Genomic DNA, 15,881 nt, shown 5'->3' with positions numbered 1-15,881 from the left:
GCGATGCGTATAGCGCTCGGCCTTCAATACGACGGTAGTCCCTATGCTGGTTGGCAGGTTCAGCATAATCACAATACCGTTCAAGCAGAGCTGGAAAAAGCCATCACTGCATTTATTGGAGAAGAAGCTAAAAGCTCTCCAGTACACACTATCACTGCTGGTAGGACGGATACTGGTGTTCATGCCTTAGGCCAAGTAATTCATTTCGATACCAATGTTGAACGTGAAGATTTTTCTTGGGTGAGGGGAGTGAACTCTTTTTTGCCTGATTCAATTGTGGTGAATTGGGCTAAACCAGTTTCTGATGAATTTAGCGCTCGCTTTTCTGCATTTGAACGAACCTATATTTATGCATTGCATGCAGGTCCATGCCGTTCGCCAATGGCCAGCACCCGCGCAGGTTATGTCATGCTGCCACCGGATCAATGGTTTGATATCGATGCCATGAAACAAGCTGCCCAATGTCTGATTGGGGAGCGCGACTTCTCTGCCTTTAGATCCTCAGAGTGCCAAAGTAAGACGCCAGTCAAAACCATGTATGGCATTGACATCATCTCTGCTGAGCCTTGGTTATATTTTCGGTTTCGGGGCAATGCATTCTTGCATCACATGGTGCGCAATCTCGTGGGCTGCTTTTTGCAGATCGGACGGGAAAAACAAAAGCCCGAGTGGATGGCGGAACTATTGGCTGCTAAAGATCGCAAACTTGCTGCGCCTACTTTTATGCCGGATGGCTTATATTTGGCCAAAATCGATTATCCCGAGGAGTTTGCTATCCCTGACCCATGGCTAGAGAACTCTTGGCTCCCTGCCAAGATCATGAATCCCTAAAGCTTTATCATTCATTTATGGGCTTACTGACACACTCTAAAGGGCGAACCCGAGTCAAAATCTGCGGTTTAAAGACCTCGGCAGACGTAGATGCAGCCGTTTTGGCTGGGGTCGATGCTGTTGGGTTTGTCTTTTATCCTCCCAGCGTTCGGGCCGTAACCCCCAATATCGCTGCCCAACTTATTTCTAGGCTACCAGCAGGGGTGGATGCCGTTGGGCTGGTTGTTAATCCAACCGATGAGGAGTTTGCTGCCATCCGTAGGGCCGCTTCGATTACTTTGTGGCAGTTTCATGGGGATGAGACCCCTGAAAGATGCGCTCAATTAGCCCAAGGCGAGCCTTGGATGAAGGCTGCACGCGTTGGTTCGGACTTCGCTTTTGATGAATTTTCCCTACAATATAGGGATGCAAACGCTTTTCTGCTGGATGCCCTCGTTGAGGGATACGGTGGCGGAGGCGTTCCTTTTGATTGGCAAGGAATTCCGCAGACATGGGTAAGCGAAAACGCGCCTCGGGTCGTTTTGAGTGGTGGATTGAACGCGCACAACGTGGGCGAGGCTATTGCTCGTCTGCATCCTTGCGCGGTTGACGTCTCTAGTGGCGTCGAAAGCAGCAGGGGTGTTAAAGATCCTGCGCTTATGGCTGACTTTGTAAAAGCAGTGCGCGCGGCAGATGCCAAAGCATCATCCTAATAATTTGCTGTTAATAAATCAAAAGAGGTAGCTATGTACGACAAGCCAGATGCACGAGGACACTTCGGTCCTTACGGCGGCGTGTTTGTTTCTGAGACGCTGATGTATGCATTAGATGAGCTCAAAGAAGCCTATGCAAAATATCAGCATGATCCAGAATTTATTGAAGAGTTTCATTACGAGCTCAAGCACTTCGTTGGACGTCCATCACCGGTGTATCACGCTAAGCGTTGGAGTGAAAAGCTCGGCGGTGCGCAGATCTATCTCAAGCGCGAAGATTTAAATCATACGGGTGCACATAAGATTAATAACGTGATTGGCCAGGCGATGCTGGCTAAGCGGATGGGTAAACCACGCATTATTGCGGAGACAGGAGCGGGTCAGCACGGCGTTGCCACAGCAACCATTTGCGCTCGTTTCGGTCTAGATTGCACGGTCTATCAAGGCTCTGTGGATGTGGCCCGTCAGGCGCAAAACGTATTTCGTATGAAATTGCTGGGCGCTAAAGTGGTTCCCGTCGAGTCTGGCACTAAGACATTAAAAGATGCCTTGAATGAAGCGATGCGCGATTGGGTAACCAACGTGGATAACACTTTTTACATTATTGGTACTGTCGCAGGACCACATCCTTATCCGATGATGGTGAGAGATTTTCAAAGCGTGATTGGTGAAGAGTGCAAAGTGCAAATGCCAGAGATGACAGGCCGTCAACCAGACTTTGTGTTGGCTTGCGTTGGTGGTGGCTCAAACGCGATGGGTATCTTCTATCCATACATTGATTTCCCAGAAGTGAAATTGGTCGGTGTTGAAGCTGCCGGACATGGTCTTGGTAGCGGTTTACATTCTGCGGCACTGTGCGTTGGTAAGCCAGGCGTACTGCATGGCAATCGCACCTACTTATTGCAAGATGAGAATGGTCAGATCTCAGAAACCCATTCTGTTTCTGCTGGTATGGACTACCCCGGTGTTGGCCCTGAGCATGCCTGGTTAAAAGATTCTGGCCGTGCTGACTATGTTGCGATTACTGACGAAGAGGCTCTTAAGGCATTCCATGACTGCTGCCAGATTGAGGGCATCATTCCTGCATTGGAGTCTTCGCATGCCATCGCTTATGCCTGCAAGCTTGCTAAGACCTTACCCAAAGACAAGACCATCTTGGTTAACCTCTCGGGCCGTGGAGATAAAGACATGCATACCGTTGCACAAGCAACAGGATCAGAAGGTTAAGAAATCGTATGTCAAAAATTACTGCACTCTTTAAAGAGTTAAAAGCTACAGGTAAAAAAGGATTAATTCCTTTTATTACTGCGGGTGACCCTGATCCAAAGCAGACTGTTGAATTGATGCACGCTTTAGTTCGTGGCGGATCAAGTGTGATTGAGTTAGGTGTGCCATTCTCTGATCCGATGGCTGATGGCCCGGTTATTCAGAGATCATCCGAGCGTGCATTGACTCATGGCGTCACATTGCACTCTTGTTTGGAGATGGTTAAAGAGTTTCGCAAACAAGATACAAGCACTCCAGTAGTGCTCATGGGTTATGCAAATCCAGTTGAACAAATGGGAGCAGAGCGCTTTGCAACAGAAGCTAAGGCAGCAGGTGTAGACGGAGTTTTAATCGTAGATTACCCCCCAGAGGAGTGCGTTGATTTTGCTGCTCATATGCGGGTTGCCGGAATTGATCCTATTTTCTTATTGGCACCAACTTCATCAAATGAGCGCATTAAAGAGGCTGCCAAAATTGCTTCTGGTTATATCTATTACGTCTCCATGCGAGGAGTCACCGGGGCATCCCATCTCAACACGCAGGATGTGGCAAGCATCATTCCTAAAATCCGCGAGGAGACCGATATCCCGATTGCTGTAGGCTTTGGTATTAGTGATGCTGCCAGCGCCAAGGCGGTATCTGCCAGTGCTGATGCAGTAGTGATTGGTAGTCGAATCATTCGTCTTTTGGAGGATGCACCCCCAGGGCAGGCAGTACAATCATTGGAAACCTTCATTCGTGAGATTCGCGACGCATTGGATAGTGAAAACTAATGAGCTGGATAGATAAATTACTCCCACCCCAAATTCAACATACTGATCCTGCCAATCGCAAATCAGTACCGGAGGGTTTGTGGGTTAAATGCCCAAGTTGTGAAACTGTTCTCTACAGCACTGACATCGAAGCTAATTTATCAGTTTGTCCAAAATGCAGTCATCACATGCGTATCGGTGCGCGTCAACGTTTGGATAGTTTGTTGGATCCAAAAGGTCGCTATGAAATCGGTGCGGATATTTATCCAACCGATCCCCTGAAATTTAAAGACTCCAAGAAATATCCAGATCGCATTAAAGAAGCGAATGATGCTTCAGGTGAATCAGAAGCCTTGATTGTGATGGGTGGAAAAATTGAAACCATTCCCGTAGTTGCTGCCTGCTTTGAATTTCAGTACATGGGCGGCTCAATGGGTTCAGTGGTGGGCGAGCGTTTTGCTCGGGGAGTTCAAGAAGCCATTAACAAGAAATGCGCGTTTATCTGCGTCACCGCTACTGGTGGCGCACGTATGCAAGAGAGCTTATTGTCTTTATTCCAGATGGCTAAGACCAATTCTATGTTGACCTTGCTGTCTAAAAAAGGCTTGCCTTATATCAGTGTTCTAACCGACCCCACCATGGGCGGTATTTCTGCCAGCTTTGCTTTTATGGGTGATGTCGTGATGGCAGAACCAAAAGCCTTGATCGGTTTTGCTGGTCCACGCGTGATCGAACAAACTGTACGTGAAAAATTGCCAGAAGGTTTCCAGCGCTCAGAATTCTTGATGCAAAAGGGTGGTATCGACATGATTGTGGATCGTCGCCAAATGCGTGCTGAAATTGCGCGTTTACTTGCATTGCTGCAAAAACTTCCTGAACCTGCAATCGCGGGTAGCTCAGCCGTTTAAGCGCTTGAGCACTGCACACCAAGCCCCAATTCTGTTTACTAGCCTCGAGGCCTGGCTTAGTCACCTCGAAACAGCCCACCCTGTGGGCATCGATATGGGGCTTGAGCGTATCAATCGTGTCAAAGCAGCGCTAGATCTTCACTTCGACTGTCCTGTTATCACCGTTGCTGGAACTAATGGCAAAGGCTCAACCTGTGCCTTCTTAGAAAGCATCTTGCTTTCGTCTGGCTATCGGGTAGGTTGTCATACATCGCCACACTTACTGAGCTTTAATGAGCGCGCTCGTGTGAATGGTGAAGAGGTGAAAGATGCTGCTTTGCTAGAGCACTTTGCTGCAGTAGAAAAAGCCCGTGTGAGTCTGGTTGATGCCCCCACGTTAACGTATTTTGAGTTCACTACTTTAGCAATCATGCATTTGTTTGCAACATCGAATTTAGATGCAGTAGTGCTTGAGGTTGGAATGGGTGGGCGATTAGACGCCGTCAATATCGTCGATGCAGACTGCGCGATTGTGACTAGTATCGATATTGATCATGCCGACTTTCTAGGAGGTACACGTGAAGCAATTGGCTTAGAAAAAGCCGGTATCTTCCGCCCTGGCCATATTGCTGTCTGTGGTGATCCCATGCCGCCGCAATCACTTATTGACTATGCAGAAAAGCTCGGATGTGATCTCTGGTTGCAAGGGCGGGACTATAACTTCCAGGGTGATAAACAACAATGGGGTTGGGCAGGGCGAAAAAAACGCTTTAGCGGACTCGGCTACCCCGCATTGCGTGGCGCCAATCAGATTCTGAATGCATCAGCAGTTATTGCTGCCCTAATGGCTTTACACCAGCGCCTCCCAGTAAGTGCGCAAGATATTCGTAATGGCTTTGCCCTAGTGGAATTGCCGGGGCGCTTTCAGGTGCTTCCAGGCCAGCCTACAGTGGTGTTGGATGTTGCCCATAATCCCCACGCAGCAGCTACCCTTGGCCAAGGTCTAGACAAAATGGGTTACCACCCCTACACGTATGCCATTTTTGGGGCTATGGCCGATAAGGATATTGAGGGGGTGATTAAGCCCCTCATCAATATCGTGGATTTCTGGTTTTGCACCGATTTACCAACCCCAAGAGCAGCCTCAGGAAAGGCTTTGGCTGAGAAGCTTGAAGCCTTGGGGGTTAAGCCCAAGAATGGCGCTGACGGTGGCATAGAAATCTTTGAAAATCCTGCCTCAGCGTATCAAAAAGCGCTATCTGCGGCCGGTGAGGGTGATAGAATTGTCATCTTCGGATCCTTCTATACCGTTGCCGGCGTAATGGCTTATCGAAACAACCAGGCGCATTGATCCATGATTCGTTTACCGAGCTTTTTTAAGCGAAAAACACAGACTGATGACCTTGAATTAGGTTCAGTAGGGCGTCGCGCAAGCAAACGTCCAGCCCCTCGCAGTTTCCAACGCGCAGTCGAGGCTGAAGAGCTCGCTCTCACAGAAGATCCAGAACAACAAAGAGCACGCCATCGTTTAATTGGCGCTGCTGTATTAGTTCTCATTGCAGTGGTGGGATTGCCCCGTATTTTGGATAGCAAGCCAAAGCCAGCGCCAAACGATATTGCTGTCAATATCGTAACGAGCCTACCAATGCCGGGAGCCGAAACAAAACCAGAAGCAAAGGCGGAAGAAAAGCCTAAAGCGGATGTTCCAGCTGAGGCTCCTAAGGTAGTTGCACCTGCCCCAGAGGCTAAAGCAGAAACTAAGGCCGAACTAAAGCCTGAGCCCAAGCCAGAATCAAAAGTAGAAGCTAAGTCTGCACCTGCAGTCAGCAAACCGCCTGCTTTGGGATTGGCTGCTGGCGAGGAAGTAGTTGCTGCTTCTGCTGCAAAACCCAAAGTAGATGATGTGAGCAAACCAAGTGCGCCTAGTACTAGCTCAAATGGTTCCGGTAAATACGTAGTTCAGATTGGTGCATTCGCTTCAGAAGATAACGTAAAAGCATTAGTGGCAAAGCTTAAAAGCCAAAAGATTCCAAGTTACGTTTTAAATAAAACACGTCCCGATGGAACTAAGCTTTTTCTCCTCCGTGCTGGCCCATTCACAGACAAGGATGCGGGTGAAGCGGCACAAAAGAAAATTAAAGCAATGGGCTTGACCCCAAATCTTGTCGAGACTGGTAAGCAGTAATGGAATACTTATCCACCCTAAAGTTAACATCGGTGGATTACTTCACCCTAGTCGTACTCTTGGTATCTGCATTGGTGGGTATCTCGCGTGGCCTGTTTAAGGAAGTTCTCGCACTAGCATCATGGTTTGTTGCCGCTTGGGTTGCATATCACTACAGCAACTATCTCTCAACTGAGTGGCTCTCAACTTTCCATCTCGATGAGTTATTGAGTCTTGGTTTAAGTTGGTTGATTCTATTTGTATTAACGCTAGTCATCTGTGGATTGTTCGGTGGAGTCGTGCAAAAGATCATATTGTCAGCGGGCTTGAGCTTGACCGATCGATTTTTAGGTTTGGTATTTGGATTGTTGCGCGGTGGTTTGATTGTGGTGGTGCTTGCTACTCTTGCTGCCTTAACACCTATCCCGCAAAGCATGGCGTGGAAAAATGCCATCACCAGACCAGCCATTGATGTGGCTACTGGATTAATTAAAGGCTGGTTACCAGCTGATTGGGCAAAGCAATTGAGTGATGCAGTGCCCAAAGTTACCCCTACCATTACTCCTAAATTAACAATAGGAATCTAGAGATATGTGCGGCGTCGTCGGAACTGTTTCCCACTCCCCAGTAAATCAACTTCTCTACGATGCTTTGTTGCTCTTGCAACATCGCGGTCAAGATGCGGCTGGTATCGCCACCATGAATGGTAATTCGTTCACGATGCATAAAGCGAATGGCTTGGTACGAGATGTTTTTAGAACTCGTAATATGCGCAGCTTGGTAGGTAATGCTGGCATCGGTCAAGTGCGCTACCCAACAGCTGGTTCCGCTAGTAGCGAAGAAGAGGCGCAGCCGTTTTACGTTAGCGCTCCTTACGGAATTATCTTGGCACACAACGGCAATCTCACGAATGCGCCAAGTCTGCGCGTAGAGATGGCTTACCGTGACCGTCGCCATATTAATACCAGCTCGGATACTGAGGTACTGTTAAACGTATTGGCTGATGAACTCCAAAAAGAGACCAACAGCGCCGCTTTAGATGAAGCTGCCATGTTTAATGCAGTTACTGGTGTAGCTAGTCGTGTTAAGGGCTCCTATGCAGTAGTTTCTTTGATTGCGGGATACGGCTTATTAGCCTTCCGCGATCCGTTTGGTATTCGTCCACTGTGTATTGGTCGTATTGATACACCGCAAGGTCCGGAGTGGATGGTGGCATCTGAGTCCGTGGCCCTAGAGGGTCTTGGCTTTACCTTTGTTCGTGACGTGAATCCTGGCGAAGCGATCTACATTGATTTAGATGGCAACTTCTACACCCGTCAGTGCGTAGCGAATGCTGTTCTGACGCCTTGCATCTTTGAATACGTCTACATGGCTAGACCAGACTCCACTATTGATGGTGTTACTGTTTACAACGTACGCATGCGGATGGGTGATTACTTAGCTGAAAAGATTCGCAAAGAGACTGACGTTTCTGAGATTGATGTAGTCATGCCAATTCCGGATTCGAGCCGTCCTGCTGCGATGCAGGTAGCCAAGAACTTAGGCGTCGATTATCGCGAAGGCTTTTTTAAGAACCGTTATATCGGTCGCACCTTTATCATGCCTGGTCAAGCGATGCGTAAGAAGTCTGTTCGTCAGAAACTCAATGCTATGCATGTTGAATTTAAAGACAAAACAGTTTTGATCATTGATGACTCAATTGTGCGCGGTACAACCTCATTTGAGATCGTACAAATGGCACGCGAGTCTGGTGCCAAGAAGGTGATCTTTGCATCTGCCGCGCCACCAGTTCGCTTCCCGAATGTATATGGCATCGACATGCCAACGCGCAGTGAGTTGGTCGCTTATGGCCGTACCGATGAAGAGATTAATAAGATGATTGGTGCAGATCAGTTAATCTATCAAAGTGTCGAAGATATGAAGCAGGCAGTGAGGGATATCAATCCTAATATTCAGAACTTTGAAGCTTCTTGTTTTGATGGCCATTACATCACTGGCGATATTAATGAATCTTATTTGGATGCCTTAGAGGCGCAGCGCAATTCTTCTGCGGCCAAGGCTGATCGTCAGCGTGATTCCAGTGATTTCGCCCGTTCCCAGCTCCATCTGCATTTGGCTACTGAAGACTAAAAAGCGACAGGAAATTGCCTCACTCGAGGCAATTCCACAATTCGGTGTCAAAATAGCAGTATGAAGAGTAAAACCACACGTAAAAAGCCTGATTTCTCTAAACTAGCGCTTGAGACCTTAGCGGTTCGCGCTGGTACTCGTCGTACCGCTGAATATCAAGAACATTCAGAGGCAATGTTTCTCACGTCTAGCTTTTGCTTTGATAGTGCTGAATTGGCTGCCGATGGCTTTGCCCATGCAGATCAAGGTTTCATCTATTCACGCTTTACCAATCCAACGGTCAGCATGTTTCAAGATCGCTTGGCTGCACTTGAGGGTGGCGAAGCTTGTATTGCTACTGCCTCTGGAATGTCAGCCATTATGACAATGGCGATGGCCCATTTACAAGCGGGCGATCATGTCGTTTGCTCGCGCTCGGTATTTGGTGCAACGATTCAATTGTTTACTAATATCTTGGGTCGGTTTGGAATAACTACGACCTATGTGGATTTGGCTGATACTAAGTCATGGCAGGCTGCTGTCCAGCCGAACACCAAACTCTTTTATTTGGAAACGCCATCCAACCCCTTGACCGAGATTGCAGATATCAAAGCAATTTCGAAGATTGCCAAAAAAGCAGGTGCATTATTTGCTGTGGATAACTGCTTCTGCACCCCAGCCTTACAAAAGCCATTAGCACTGGGTGCTGATGTAGTCATTCATTCGGCAACGAAGTATTTGGATGGTCAGGGCAGAGTAGTTGGCGGTGCAATTGTGGGTAGCAATGATTTTGTCATGGGTAAAGTGTTCCCATACGTGCGCACTGCAGGACCAACACTCTCAGCATTTAATGCCTGGGTATTTCTAAAAGGCCTAGAGACTTTAGAGCTGCGCATGAAGCAGCAGAGTGCTAATGCGCTTGCCTTGGCGCAATGGCTTGAGAAGCAGCCGGGCGTGGAGCGTGTGTATCATCCTGGCCTCAAATCACACCCACAACACGCTTTGGCAATGCGTCAGCAAAAGGCGGGGGGTGCCATCCTGTCTTTCACCCTAAAGGGTGGAAAGAGAGCTGCATTCAAACTCATCAATCAAACCAAACTTTGTTCTATTACCGCAAACTTGGGTGATACGCGCACAACGATTACCCATCCCGCAACCACAACGCATTGTCGTGTAACACCTGAAGCTCGCCAAGCTGCCGGAATCACTGACGGCCTAGTGCGTATTGCAGTTGGTCTTGAAAATATCATCGATTTGAAGAGCGACCTGGTTGGCGGACTCAAAAAATAATCAAGTCCACCAGGATAAGCCCATGGGTTTCGCGGACGCTACTCAATTCTGGAATGAACGCTTCAATAAAGAAGAGTTCATTTTTGGAAAAGAGCCCAATGAATATTTGGTTGAGAAAACCCATCAATATCTCAAGCCAAACAATAAAGTTCTTTGTATCGCCGACGGCGAAGGGCGCAATGGTGTTTGGTTAGCGAAGCAGGGAATGCAAGTCATTGGTTTTGATGCGTCTGATATTGCCTTATCCAAGGCAAATCAGTTTGCCAGAGAGAATCAGGTCAAAGTTGAGTATTCATTCTCAGACACAGACAGCTTTGCTTGGCATGCGAATACCTATGATGCAGTCGCAGCTATCTTTATCCAGTTTGCCGATGCACCAATGCGTGAACGCATTTTTCAAAAAGTTTACGAGACGCTTAAACCCGGTGGGATCTTTATTCTGCAGGGATACACACCTAAGCAAATCGAATACAAGACGGGTGGCCCATCTCTTATTGAGCATCTCTATACAGAAGAGCTCATATCTGATCTAGTGAAAGACTTGCAGATCCTAGAGCTTTGCTCTTATGAGAAAGAATTATCCGAAGGCCCAAGACATACTGGAATGTCTGCTTTATTGGGCTTGGTGGCTCAAAAGCAGCCTTAAAGCATACCTACATTTAGCCTAATATTTGGGTATAGAATGTTGTTTATGCAATCTCGCAAAAGATCCCTCACGATTCTTATTTGCCTCTTCTTGATATCTTTTAAAGTAGCGGCTGGCAGCATCTTTATTGATGCTGCTATTGAGCGCATCCAAATGCATCACAGTTCATTTGCTAGTCATGTCTCCGATCAAGGTCATCAAAGTAATGAGCCTGCAGATGGGGAGCAGCAGTCTCATACCCTATTTTTAATGAGTCATGTCACTGCGAATATCAACGATATTGGTATTACTGTTCATTTACCATCAATATCAGAGTTTAAATTTCTAGTAACAAGTCAAGTTTTGTTTACTCAAAACTTCCCGGATTCAGCATTTAAACCTCCCAAAGCTTAAGCCTAATTTTATTAGGTAAGAGACGTCTTGATAGCGTCCTCTTTTTTGCTTATTGGCTGCAATCGCAGTCATATATAGGGAGTCATACCATGTATCAGTTTCTAAAGGCATTGCCATTGGCAATTCTTATTCTATTTGTTTCAGCATGCAGTAGCGTTAAATTAGATGATGCTAATAATGTAGCCACTGTCAACGCTAATAGCTCTTCCTCTTATGATCCGATTAGCGATCCTAAGTCTAGCGTGTATGGCAAGCGTTCAATTTATTTTGAGTTTGATAGCTATACCGTTGATCCGAAGTACGTTTCTACTATCTCTGCTCACGCTTCATATTTAAAGTCTTCGCCCAAGCAAAAAATATCGATGATTATTCAAGGCAATACCGATGATCGCGGGACGGCCGAGTACAACTTGGCTTTAGGTCAGAAACGCTCAGAGGCTGTTAAGAAGGCATTGTTAGCCCAAGGGGTGAGTGAGCTTCAAATTGAGGCAGTCAGCTTTGGGAAAGAAAAGCCAGTCAATTCAGCGCAAACCGAAGCGGCTTTTAAAGAAAATCGCCGCGCTGATTTTGTCTATCAATAAATGAATCGGTTAAAACTATGAAAAATATATTTAAATTAAGCCTATTGTTTATTACCCTCTTGGGTGGTTGTGCCGCAAATAATGCCCCCCTAAACTCCGTACAAGTTGTCAATGGATCTGCGCTAATTTCAAAAGGAGTCCCAGTGCATTCTGCGGATGTAGCAAAGCGACTAAACGACTGTATTATTAAAAGCAACCAAAGTGCAGATGCTTTATTGGTTGATAGTCAGATCATATCTGTTACTAGAAATAATCCCTACGCAAAAGCACTCTTTAGTTCGACTGATAAGTTGACAGATCAGCAGGCCAAGGCATTAGCGAATTATTTGTCTGAAGCTAATGCATGTCGTCCTATTGCGCTAGAGGGGTTAACGCCTGAAATGACATCCCTTTATAACGAATTTTTCAAGAAAATTGACGCCGTCTATGCAGACCTCATTGCTAAAAAGATCTCAATAGGGGTAGCCAATCAAGAAAGGCAGCTACTCATCCAAGATGCTCACATGAGACGTTTAGCCCTTCAGTCTAAAAAGAGCTAAAAGCCATGGCTAGGTATAAATTTCAATGCCGCTCTTGCAAGTTTGAATGCATTAGCGGCATCGGTAGAGAGCTTGGACTACATTCGTCTAGAGTGGCCATGGTCTGTAAATCTTGTGCGACTATCGATACATATACGGTAGCCTACTCAGGCAGTATCAATACTGAAATCAGTATGCCGCCAATTTGCACTTCGTGCCACTCAAGCAGCCACTTGTCAGAATGGGACGGACTTACTTGCCCACATTGCCAAATGAAGATGAGGGCTTTGGGTGGGGATGTTGATGCTGAGAGACCCTTTAAATATTGGTAAAGGAGAATTTAATGACTAGAGATAACAGAACTATAGAAGAGTTATTTGAACAGTTAGGACTCTCGTCTCAAAAAATTCACATTGAGCGATTTATAGAAAGACATCAACTAAAACCTGGGTCTGTTTTATCGGATGCCATCTATTGGGCTCCAGAACAAAAGGCATTTCTAATTGAGGCCAAAGAAGAGGATTCAGAATGGTCTGAGCTTGTTGATCAATTGGCCAATAAGCTTATTAGAAAACCAATCTAACCATCATTTTATTTTCGAACCACTGGACTGGGTTCTGAATAGGTGGGTTCGCCGGAACGATTTTTAGTTAAAACGGCTCTGATGGAAAAAATAAGGGGTATGGAATAGAGAGCCTCCCTTGATGAAATAGTTGTTTCTTTATTTCAAAGTAGTGATTTAGGTGTTTTCCTGGGACTTTTTTTTGCCTCATTCTTTGAGGGCCCATGAAATGTAGATGTTCGTATGATCTAAATCAAATGCATTTTAGTTATTTAGCCTAATAATGATCCTGAGGTAATGGCTTATTTGAGGATCTTTTATACGGGGGTAATGCAAATGAAATGCAATGTCGGCGGGATTGATCGTGTATTACGTATTGCAGTCGGCTTGGTCCTAATAGGATTGGCGGCGAGCAATATTATTGGATTATGGGGCTGGATTGGAATCATTCCATTGGCTACAGGACTATTTAGATTCTGCCCTTTGTATCCCATTCTGGGAATTAATTCCTGCAGTACTGGTTGTAGCGGTGGCGGATGCTGCAAATAAGTTTCTCGTCAATAGGGAGGTACAAATGAAGAAAAAGCCTAGGCCACCTTCTTAAATACTAATTTAAAGCTATTAACTTGCTTCTCTGAATCTTCGTGGGTCATTGATTGGTCTAAGCGGCATAATGTGAATTTTGCCGCTATCAATTTCTAGGTGGGCAATCTCACCTACCTGTAATGACAAGCGCTTTACTTCAGCAGCGGATGCTTCCCAAACCACAGGATGTCGACCCTCAAGGGTGCGCAACTGAATAACGGCAATTTGCCCTAGGGCGCTCATTTGTTCAACTATGACCTCTACCGAGAGTGCGCTCTTATCGGCATGCAGACTCAATCCCTCTGCAGTAATCACCCAGGCTACAGGAGTGTTTGGTGGGATTTTACCTTTATCGACAACATTAAAAATCTGCTGAGAACCATTCCAGGTAAGCTTGCCTGCCGTAAATATGCCTTCAAACTTATTGTTAATGCCAACGAGCTCTGCGACGCGGGAGTTACGAGGACGCTCAAATAAGACTTGTGGCGGTGCAGTTTGTAGACCAACGCCTTGATCGATCACAGTAATTTTGTCGGCCAATAAATCCGCTTCACGCAGATCATGCGTGACTAGCAGAATCGGAATATTTAAATCTTTCCGTAACTCCGCCAGTGTTTTGTAAAGACTTTGACGTGTTGGCGCATCAATCGCCGAGAAGGGTTCATCAAGCAATAGTATTTTCGGGGAGCGTGCCAATGCTCTTGCTAAAGCAACCCGTTGCTGTTGACCACCAGAGAGTTGGTTGGGCATTCGATTGGCGAGTTCGCCGATACCCATGCGCTCCAACCACTGTTGAGCTAGCTTCTTACGCTCAGAAACTTCTAGTAGAGAGTTATACAAAGGAATGCAGACATTCTCAAGTGCAGTTAAGTGTGGAAATAGCGCGTATTGCTGAAATAAAAATCCACAGGAGCGCTCGGCAGGGCTCAGTGATGCGCTAACTCCACCAATCTCGTTTGCTTCAAACCATAACTGTCCATCGCATTCAATTTTGCCAGTATGAGCATTGTTTAAGCCGGCAATCGTACGCAAGGCGGTTGTCTTGCCGCTACCTGAGGGGCCGACTAAAGCGTGCAACTCTCCTGGAGCGCACCCAATATTGAGCTGCAAGGGATTGGGGATCATCTGAGAAATCTTGACCTTAAGCATTAGCCCTCCCATCTCTTGGGGGGTGAAGGATGGCGCCCAAAGACACCATAAGAAAGGGCAATAGCTACTAGCGATGTTCCAAGCAATATTAAGGACAGTAGACCAGCACCAGCAGTATCAAAACTTTGCACCTTGTCATAGATTGCTATCGATACCGTTTTAGTTTCTCCCGGGATGGCACCCCCAACCATGAGAATCACACCGAATTCACCAAGGGTATGTGCAAAGGTGAGAACAGCTGCACTAGTGATGCCGCGCCACGCCAACGGCAATTCAATGAGGCGAAAGATTTGCCAATTAGACAGCCCACTGACTTGTGCTGACTCTAGGATTTCAGGCTGAATTGACTCAAACGCTCTTTGTATTGGCTGAATGGCAAAAGGCAAGTTAACAATGAGGGAGGCTATTAGTATTCCGGTAAAAGAGAATGCTAGTGGAATTCCAAAGAAGCTCTTTCCACCGAAGCCTATTAGAAGGTAGTAACCCAAGACGGTTGGGGGTAGAACCAGGGGAAGTGCAAGCAAGCCCTCAATCCAAGATCTGCCTTTGCGCATCCTTTGAAGTGTGTGGGCTACCCACATCCCAAATGGAATAATGAGGACTAGGGTCCATAGTGCTAGCTTTAGAGATAGAAAAAGGGCATCGATATCAATCACAATTGCATTGTATTGCTATTATTAGATGCCAATATATCCTTAGAGTCCCGCCTAATTAGAAGCGCATGAAAACTATAGAAATCAAAAAAGCCTGGAATGGCAATAGTAATTGCGAAGCATGCTCTATTAGGAGTTCTGCTTTATTTGCCGAGCTCAATGAGGAAGACTTTTCTAAGATTCATAGCCCAATAGATGATTTGAGCTTTGAAGCTCATGCAAATATATATGCTCAAGGAGACTCAGCCCAATCCTTATATACCTTACGTGAGGGATACATTAAATTACTTCACGTTAATTCAGATGGATCAAGTCGAATAATTCGGGTGGTGCTACCTGGAAACTTGTTCGGAATGGAGGCTCTATTGGGTGAGCGTTACGAGCATTCTGCAGTTGCCCTTACGAATGTGCATTTATGCCAAATCCCCAAATCCATCATCTCTTCATTGGGTGAAGAGTCTCCAAGACTTCATCGACAAATAGTTAAGAAATGGGGGGAGGCCTTATCTCAATCTGAGTCATGGTTCTCTGAAATAAATACTGGAAGAATTGAGGTCCGGCTAGCTCGCTTCCTATTGAAGCTTGCTAGAGAGTCTGGGTCCTTTGCTGTTGCTCCCTTATTTAGGCGTGAAGATATGGGACTTATGATGGATGTTAAATTTGAAACGATTAGCAGGGCACTGGCATCCATGTCCGAGCAAGGCCTTATCTCAAATGTTAGCAAGCTTTCTGTCCAAATTCCGAGCATTGATGCGCTGCGTACTTTTTCGGAACGTGGCCTTTAGTTGCCTCTAAAAAGAAAG

Annotated in this window: 19 protein-coding genes; 17 read left to right on the top strand and 2 right to left on the bottom strand. The window is 46.2% G+C overall.

Going from position 1 to position 15,881, the window contains the following annotated elements; genetic code table 11:
- Positions 1-3 precede the first annotated feature (3 nt).
- The 16 genes from truA (at position 4) to FD961_RS05400 (ending at position 13,240) form a co-directional block, all read left to right on the top strand.
- Positions 4-831: a tRNA pseudouridine(38-40) synthase TruA gene (gene truA, locus FD961_RS05475; protein ID WP_215392999.1), complete on the top strand. Its 828-nt coding sequence runs from the start codon at positions 4-6 to the stop codon at positions 829-831.
- 17 nt (positions 832-848) lie between these two features.
- Positions 849-1,523 (top strand): phosphoribosylanthranilate isomerase, encoded by a 675-nt coding sequence (locus tag FD961_RS05470; RefSeq protein ID WP_215392998.1) that lies wholly within the window; start codon positions 849-851, stop codon positions 1,521-1,523.
- A 33-nt stretch (positions 1,524-1,556) separates the two neighbouring features.
- A complete protein-coding gene (gene trpB / locus FD961_RS05465) occupies positions 1,557-2,750 on the top strand; it encodes a tryptophan synthase subunit beta (RefSeq protein WP_215392997.1) in 1,194 nt (397 codons plus the stop codon).
- Between the two features lie 8 nt (positions 2,751-2,758).
- Positions 2,759-3,562, top strand: coding sequence for a tryptophan synthase subunit alpha (trpA, locus tag FD961_RS05460; protein WP_215392996.1), 804 nt, complete (start codon positions 2,759-2,761; stop codon positions 3,560-3,562).
- Positions 3,562-4,449 carry an acetyl-CoA carboxylase, carboxyltransferase subunit beta gene (accD, locus tag FD961_RS05455; protein WP_071465579.1) on the top strand — a complete coding sequence of 296 codons (888 nt, stop codon included), beginning with the start codon at positions 3,562-3,564 and terminating at the stop codon, positions 4,447-4,449. The genes trpA and accD overlap by 1 nt, the downstream gene beginning before the upstream one ends.
- Before the next feature lie 4 nt (positions 4,450-4,453).
- Entirely contained in the window at positions 4,454-5,779 is a 1,326-nt protein-coding gene (gene folC, locus FD961_RS05450; RefSeq protein WP_215392995.1) for a bifunctional tetrahydrofolate synthase/dihydrofolate synthase, read from the top strand.
- A gap of 3 nt (positions 5,780-5,782) precedes the next feature.
- Complete coding sequence (locus FD961_RS05445; RefSeq protein WP_215392994.1) at positions 5,783-6,613, top strand: SPOR domain-containing protein; 831 nt, start codon at positions 5,783-5,785, stop codon at positions 6,611-6,613.
- A complete protein-coding gene (locus tag FD961_RS05440) occupies positions 6,613-7,179 on the top strand; it encodes a CvpA family protein (protein WP_071465581.1) in 567 nt (188 codons plus the stop codon). The genes FD961_RS05445 and FD961_RS05440 overlap by 1 nt, the downstream gene beginning before the upstream one ends.
- A gap of 4 nt (positions 7,180-7,183) precedes the next feature.
- On the top strand, positions 7,184-8,722 hold the full coding sequence (purF, locus tag FD961_RS05435) for an amidophosphoribosyltransferase (RefSeq protein ID WP_072582254.1): 1,539 nt from the start codon (positions 7,184-7,186) through the stop codon (positions 8,720-8,722).
- 60 nt (positions 8,723-8,782) lie between these two features.
- A complete protein-coding gene (locus FD961_RS05430; protein ID WP_215392993.1) occupies positions 8,783-9,991 on the top strand; it encodes an O-succinylhomoserine sulfhydrylase in 1,209 nt (402 codons plus the stop codon).
- A 22-nt stretch (positions 9,992-10,013) separates the two neighbouring features.
- Entirely contained in the window at positions 10,014-10,637 is a 624-nt protein-coding gene (locus FD961_RS05425; protein ID WP_215392992.1) for a bifunctional 2-polyprenyl-6-hydroxyphenol methylase/3-demethylubiquinol 3-O-methyltransferase UbiG, read from the top strand.
- Positions 10,638-10,682: 45 nt separating this feature from the next.
- Positions 10,683-11,030 carry a hypothetical protein gene (locus FD961_RS05420; protein ID WP_215392991.1) on the top strand — a complete coding sequence of 116 codons (348 nt, stop codon included), beginning with the start codon at positions 10,683-10,685 and terminating at the stop codon, positions 11,028-11,030.
- 89 nt (positions 11,031-11,119) lie between these two features.
- A complete protein-coding gene (pal, locus tag FD961_RS05415; RefSeq protein ID WP_083393493.1) occupies positions 11,120-11,611 on the top strand; it encodes a peptidoglycan-associated lipoprotein Pal in 492 nt (163 codons plus the stop codon).
- Between the two features lie 17 nt (positions 11,612-11,628).
- Entirely contained in the window at positions 11,629-12,150 is a 522-nt protein-coding gene (locus tag FD961_RS05410) for a hypothetical protein (RefSeq protein WP_215392990.1), read from the top strand.
- 322 nt (positions 12,151-12,472) lie between these two features.
- On the top strand, positions 12,473-12,712 hold the full coding sequence (locus FD961_RS05405; RefSeq protein ID WP_215392989.1) for a DUF2789 family protein: 240 nt from the start codon (positions 12,473-12,475) through the stop codon (positions 12,710-12,712).
- A 315-nt stretch (positions 12,713-13,027) separates the two neighbouring features.
- Entirely contained in the window at positions 13,028-13,240 is a 213-nt protein-coding gene (locus FD961_RS05400) for a DUF2892 domain-containing protein (protein WP_215392988.1), read from the top strand.
- Between the two features lie 72 nt (positions 13,241-13,312).
- On the opposite strand, the gene FD961_RS05395 is transcribed toward FD961_RS05400, so the two are convergent.
- Positions 13,313-14,425, bottom strand: a complete 1,113-nt coding sequence (locus FD961_RS05395; protein ID WP_215392987.1) for an ABC transporter ATP-binding protein — start codon at positions 14,423-14,425, stop codon at positions 13,313-13,315.
- Positions 14,425-15,081, bottom strand: a complete 657-nt coding sequence (gene modB / locus FD961_RS05390; RefSeq protein WP_251371222.1) for a molybdate ABC transporter permease subunit — start codon at positions 15,079-15,081, stop codon at positions 14,425-14,427. Before modB ends, FD961_RS05395 begins: the two co-directional genes overlap by 1 nt.
- 65 nt (positions 15,082-15,146) lie before the next feature.
- Here modB and FD961_RS05385 point away from each other — a divergent pair, with 65 nt between their 5' ends.
- Positions 15,147-15,863 (top strand): Crp/Fnr family transcriptional regulator, encoded by a 717-nt coding sequence (locus tag FD961_RS05385; protein WP_215392986.1) that lies wholly within the window; start codon positions 15,147-15,149, stop codon positions 15,861-15,863.
- Positions 15,864-15,881: the final 18 nt, after the last annotated feature.

Origin of the sequence: Polynucleobacter sp. TSB-Sco08W16, assembly GCF_018687455.1 — a bacterium.
Lineage (GTDB): Bacteria > Pseudomonadota > Gammaproteobacteria > Burkholderiales > Burkholderiaceae > Polynucleobacter.
Note: the sequence above shows the minus strand (reverse complement) of the source record. Positions and strands in the feature narration are given on the sequence as shown.

Excerpts from the sequence above, each read along its gene's own strand:
- truA (WP_215392999.1), top strand. The coding sequence starts at position 4 with ATGCGTATAGCGCTCGGCCTTCAATACGACGGTAGTCCCTATGCTGGT.
- FD961_RS05470 (WP_215392998.1), top strand. The coding sequence starts at position 849 with ATGGGCTTACTGACACACTCTAAAGGGCGAACCCGAGTCAAAATCTGC.
- trpB (WP_215392997.1), top strand. The coding sequence starts at position 1,557 with ATGTACGACAAGCCAGATGCACGAGGACACTTCGGTCCTTACGGCGGC.
- trpA (WP_215392996.1), top strand. The coding sequence starts at position 2,759 with ATGTCAAAAATTACTGCACTCTTTAAAGAGTTAAAAGCTACAGGTAAA.
- accD (WP_071465579.1), top strand. The coding sequence starts at position 3,562 with ATGAGCTGGATAGATAAATTACTCCCACCCCAAATTCAACATACTGAT.
- FD961_RS05445 (WP_215392994.1), top strand. The coding sequence starts at position 5,783 with ATGATTCGTTTACCGAGCTTTTTTAAGCGAAAAACACAGACTGATGAC.
- FD961_RS05440 (WP_071465581.1), top strand. The coding sequence starts at position 6,613 with ATGGAATACTTATCCACCCTAAAGTTAACATCGGTGGATTACTTCACC.
- purF (WP_072582254.1), top strand. The coding sequence starts at position 7,184 with ATGTGCGGCGTCGTCGGAACTGTTTCCCACTCCCCAGTAAATCAACTT.
- FD961_RS05430 (WP_215392993.1), top strand. The coding sequence starts at position 8,783 with ATGAAGAGTAAAACCACACGTAAAAAGCCTGATTTCTCTAAACTAGCG.
- FD961_RS05425 (WP_215392992.1), top strand. The coding sequence starts at position 10,014 with ATGGGTTTCGCGGACGCTACTCAATTCTGGAATGAACGCTTCAATAAA.
- FD961_RS05420 (WP_215392991.1), top strand. The coding sequence starts at position 10,683 with ATGCAATCTCGCAAAAGATCCCTCACGATTCTTATTTGCCTCTTCTTG.
- pal (WP_083393493.1), top strand. The coding sequence starts at position 11,120 with ATGTATCAGTTTCTAAAGGCATTGCCATTGGCAATTCTTATTCTATTT.
- FD961_RS05410 (WP_215392990.1), top strand. The coding sequence starts at position 11,629 with ATGAAAAATATATTTAAATTAAGCCTATTGTTTATTACCCTCTTGGGT.
- FD961_RS05405 (WP_215392989.1), top strand. The coding sequence starts at position 12,473 with ATGACTAGAGATAACAGAACTATAGAAGAGTTATTTGAACAGTTAGGA.
- FD961_RS05400 (WP_215392988.1), top strand. The coding sequence starts at position 13,028 with ATGAAATGCAATGTCGGCGGGATTGATCGTGTATTACGTATTGCAGTC.
- FD961_RS05395 (WP_215392987.1), bottom strand. The coding sequence starts at position 14,425 with ATGCTTAAGGTCAAGATTTCTCAGATGATCCCCAATCCCTTGCAGCTC.
- FD961_RS05385 (WP_215392986.1), top strand. The coding sequence starts at position 15,147 with ATGAAAACTATAGAAATCAAAAAAGCCTGGAATGGCAATAGTAATTGC.